The organism is Acinetobacter sp. YH16031, from assembly GCF_013417335.1.
GTDB lineage: Bacteria > Pseudomonadota > Gammaproteobacteria > Pseudomonadales > Moraxellaceae > Acinetobacter.
Window position 1 is genome coordinate 1 of sequence record NZ_VPED01000071.1, and the last position, 4,564, is coordinate 4,564.

At 33.6% G+C, this 4,564-nt stretch carries 5 protein-coding genes; 2 read left to right on the forward strand and 3 right to left on the reverse strand.

What is annotated here, in order from left to right; genetic code table 11:
- Window positions 1–528 precede the first annotated feature (528 nt).
- Together repM and FTV31_RS15555 are read left to right on the forward strand one after the other, a co-directional pair.
- A complete protein-coding gene (repM, locus tag FTV31_RS15550; protein ID WP_057048785.1) occupies window positions 529–1,422 on the forward strand; it encodes a replication initiation protein RepM in 894 nt (297 codons plus the stop codon).
- A 63-nt stretch (window positions 1,423–1,485) separates the two neighbouring features.
- Complete coding sequence (locus FTV31_RS15555; protein ID WP_002067466.1) at window positions 1,486–2,031, forward strand: plasmid replication DNA-binding protein; 546 nt, start codon at window positions 1,486–1,488, stop codon at window positions 2,029–2,031.
- A gap of 187 nt (window positions 2,032–2,218) precedes the next feature.
- Here the strand turns inward: FTV31_RS15555 and FTV31_RS15560 are convergent, their stop codons facing one another.
- The 3 genes from FTV31_RS15560 to FTV31_RS15570 form a co-directional block, all read right to left on the reverse strand.
- Entirely contained in the window at window positions 2,219–3,067 is an 849-nt protein-coding gene (locus tag FTV31_RS15560; RefSeq protein ID WP_163146740.1) for a serine protease, read from the reverse strand.
- 646 nt (window positions 3,068–3,713) lie between these two features.
- Window positions 3,714–3,974 carry a hypothetical protein gene (locus FTV31_RS15565; RefSeq protein ID WP_163146737.1) on the reverse strand — a complete coding sequence of 87 codons (261 nt, stop codon included), beginning with the start codon at window positions 3,972–3,974 and terminating at the stop codon, window positions 3,714–3,716.
- The gene (locus FTV31_RS15570) at window positions 3,934–4,545 is read right to left on the reverse strand and encodes a recombinase family protein (RefSeq protein ID WP_163146741.1); all 612 of its coding nucleotides are present in this window, start codon (window positions 4,543–4,545) and stop codon (window positions 3,934–3,936) included. Before FTV31_RS15570 ends, FTV31_RS15565 begins: the two co-directional genes overlap by 41 nt.
- Between the last annotated feature and the right edge of the window lie 19 nt (window positions 4,546–4,564).

Sequence of the window (4,564 nt, forward strand, 5' to 3'; positions counted from 1 at the left end):
AGAGGTATTTTGACTTTAGATAGATGCATAGAGCGAGTGTCTACGAGCGAACTATCAAAATTTGCGCCTAGACCCTCTGAAAAACATTTTTTTGCCCTCTTTAGCCTAAGAAAGCGTAAGTTTCATGCAGAAATTTGCTCCTGGATCGAGCGTAGCGAGTAAAAAAGTTTTATGAGCGTAGCGAATTCCGAGTTTCTTTTGCTTTTTCTTAAAGTCACGCAAGTATTAACCAAAAAATTGCCCCAACGAACTGAGCGAAAGCGAAGTTCAATAGAGTTTGAGCGAAGCGAAAACCAAGGGCAATTTTTCAATTTGCTCTTTTTAAATATATTTTAAATATTTTAAATCTTTTCAGTCCCCTGTATGCCTTATACAGTAAGGGTTTTAAAGCTTAACTATGACGGATTGACTACTAACTATGACGGATTGACTACTAACTATGACGGATTGACTACTTAACTATGACGGATTGACTACTAACTATGACAAGTATATATTTGTCATATATTAAAAATTAATGGTTTTATTTTGAATAAAAATCACGTTGTAAAATCAAATCAAGTAATAGAAGCCTCATATCAATTAAGTGCCGTAGAGCAACGAATTGTCTTAGCTGCCATTTCACGGATTCCAAAAAATCAGCCTATTACAGATGATGAGCTATATCCTGTTAGTATCAATGAGTTAAGGCAATTAGGTGTACATGAAAAAACTGCATACAGAGATTTAAAGGAAGGTATTAATAGACTCTATGAACGATCTATTAACCTCAGTATTGATGACAAGTCTATAAAAATGCGATGGGTACAAGAAGTTCAATTTCTAGATAGTCAAAGTGTCATTGGTATTCGTTTTTCAAAACCAATTCTGCCTTTCATATCTAATCTAAGTAGAGAATTCACCAAATATGCCCTGTCAGACATCGCTGGAATAAATAGTGGGTACGGTATTCGTATTTATGAGCTACTTGTTCAATATCGACAAATAGGTAAGCGTGAAATTTCAGTTGAGAATTTGCGGACAATGCTTGAGCTTGGTAAAAAGTACCCTTTATTCGCAGATTTCAAGAAACGAGTAATTGATACTGCTATAGACCAAATAAACGAATGCAGCCCTTTAAATGTCACTTATGAACAGAAAAAGACTGGTCGTAAAGTTACTAGTATTATTTTTTCATTTAAAGAAAAGACTAAGAGTATTAGTCATCCGAATACAGATGTACCTAAAGAATTTTATAAACTAACAGATGCTCAAATTAATATGTTTGGAAATCAACTTTCTCGTTTACATGAACTATCACATCTAGCACAGCAAGGTGAAAGCTATGATGATTTAGCTATAACAATTAAAGATATGTTGAGAGATCCAAAACAGCAAAAACAGTTTTTACCTTATCTAAAAAACTTAGGCTTTAAACTTTGAGTTTATTGGAGAATACACTTATTGTATTCTCCAATACGTATCGTTAATACACAGTAATACAATATGAAAACAAGTACAAAATACAGTGTTAGTGATGCTGCAACACTGTATAAAAAATCTCGGGCCACACTCTACAAAGATATAAAAAACGGAGTATTAAGTCGTGATCATGATGGTTCTATCGACTTTTCAGAATTACTTCGTGTCTATGGTGAGCCTTTTGGTGGAACAAACTCAAAACGTCTTGATACGTCTCCAAGACAAAACATTGATACACCTGAATACACTGATAATACAGTTGTTGAACTCAAAAATCAGATTGAGTTTTTAAAGAAACAGTTGGAAAAAGCAGAAGATCGGGAAACGAAGGCAAATGCTCGTATTGACACGCTACTTACACTTATTGAAATGAAGCCACCACAAGCCAATATAAGCACGTTTACAGAGCAGCAATCTGACCAGGATATAGCAACAGATCCTCGGTCAAAAAAACCAAATGAGGGCGGATTGACTACTCAAGAAATTAAACGCATTCCAGTGCCGGAGCATATTGAACCAGAGCCTGAAAAAAGGGGCTTCTGGAGCCGTTTTTTCAAGCCCTATGGGTGATAGGACTATTTAATCAGACTAATCAAAACCGTGGAACATTGATTGTTTTTTGATCGTGAAACATGAAAAATCATAAAAAAAGCCCGAACAGGGATGCTCGGGCTATAAACTAGAAACTACAGCGTTGAATTATAAGGATAATTATACAGCATTTCGTATAACGTGTATTATGTTAATTTTAGGAATTCTAAACTTGAGCAGAAATTAATGTGGATTTAAATTTACGAACTTCATCATTCAGTACGTGAAGTTCTGTTGATCTTATTGCATTACCTAAATGCATCATTGCTGCAACTGTTACTTGAGGAGGTTGAGCCAGAATTACTTGTCCATTATTATTTATTAGCGGCCCCGCATATAATATACCAACTAAATGAATTCGACTTTTATCCATATAATAAGTATTAGTTTTTCTGTCTAAATACCCCTTTTTATCATATAAAAAAATTGGTGATCCAGAGGATCCTGGGAAACAAGCCATATCAACCATAAACTCTTGTTTTCCATTATATAGTTTTGCAAGAGAAGAGGCCGTTATTCCCTTACGAATAATAGGTAGATGGTTTACCTCATCAGAAATACCATTAGGACAGCCAATCATTGTTACTTCTTCAATAGCATCAAAATATTGCCAATCATCGGTATTCGGTATTAATGATAAATCTAAAAATTTATAGAATATTGGCATACCTTGATCTATTGCTTGATTTATCAAACCTGCAATAGAGATAGCACATAAATCAATTTTCGTATCAGGATGATAGATAACCTGTTTATCGTTTATCCCAATGCTTAGTTCGACAAAATTTCCTGAAGGTTCTCCTTCATTATTCTTTACATGACAAATGATTTTTATTTGATCACTCTTTTCTATTACATGTTTGTTTGTCACCAGAGCTAGAAAGCAATTTTCTCCATCATTATCGAAGGCTGTGAAGAATCCAGTCCCTGTACTATGAGCTTTTCCATTTAAGTATGCAGTAATTTTTACTGTTGAATAAAGTAATTCCTCAGCCACACTCATAGTTTTATTCATAAATCTTTTCCGATAGTCACAATAAATATTCTTATTTTTTATCATAGTATTAATCTTTATTTTTTATTTTAATCAATAAAATAAATACTTCATTCTGACAAAATTTAAATCAATATATTTTTTCATTTAACATAATGGTGGTTATACGAAATTAGTAGTTTTTACGCGGAATTCCTAACGTATTCATCTTTTGTCTTATATCTTTATTTTTACCAATAGGTAAAATATTTTCATAACCTACATCGAAAAGTAGGTAATTAAGAAAAAAATTACAGCGTTTTATAAGCCTTATAGTAACGGGAGAGACTATAGGGCTTTTTATTTATCTTAATATTCATATATCTATGATAAAGCCATGATGCTCTGCGATATAGAAAACCGGCTTGAGAATAGACCGATCTTTTATGATATTTGCTAAAATACTCTTTTGAAATATAAAAAACTAAGCGTGTATAGCACTGGGTCTAGGTGTTTTTTGGGCTTAGTTATTAGCGTTATTTAAATAAGTATAAGTGGCTTTGTTGCATAAATATGTAAGCATCTGATTTAAATAAATTTAATTTTGGATCAAAAAATAATCAAAACTTTTAAAATCATATAGTTATGAAATCTTTGTGCAACAAAGCCAGTATAAGTCAATTTTTACCTAAGGGATTTGCTTTTCAACTAGTTCCAATTTCTTTAATGCTTGCCCTTTTTTATGATCATTATCAATCTTTACAACCAGAGCTAAAATAAAAACCATCACTATAAAAACAAGGAAAATCAAATGCTTTTTCATCATTAATTCCGTCTTTTGACCTTTAAGAATGCCTTGCTCCTTTGTAAATAGATATGACATAAGGGAAGCACTGATACAAGCCTTTTTAAATGACTTTAGCAACTCGATAAACAGTTGCAACTCCACAATTCACTGCTTTGGCAATTTCTTCCTTAGTCATATTGCCAGATGCTAGCAATTCTTTTATTCGTTTGTGCTTAGCCTCATTGGCTTTCTTACCTGTTGGCTTGTAACCCGAACGTTCCAGGCCCTGCTTAATACGTTCTATACGTTTCTCATTGTCTAGGCGTGCCATTGTTGCCAGGAGATCAATCAACATATTGTTGATGAGTTCCAAGATTGAATGAGTAATGCTGTCACTGGTTTGAATCATTTGGTAGGTCGTAGGAAGATCTGCCACAATTAATCGAAGTCCTTTCTCCTGAATCCTGCGCTTCAGCTCTTGAAAATCCTGTTGGATTAGGCGTGATAATCGGTCAATACTTTCAACCAACAAGGTGTCACCCTGATTTGCTTCTGACAGTAGCTTATTCAATTCAGGTCGGTCTAACTTCGTACCACTATAGTTTTCCACGTACACAATGGTTTTACCCAAATTCAAGTTTTGGTTTAGATCCTGAAGAATTTGCAAAGCCCTTTCTGCATCTTGATCTTTAGTTGAAGCTCGTAGATAAATACGTGTATTCATTTCTATCATTTAATCTTAATTCTATTAG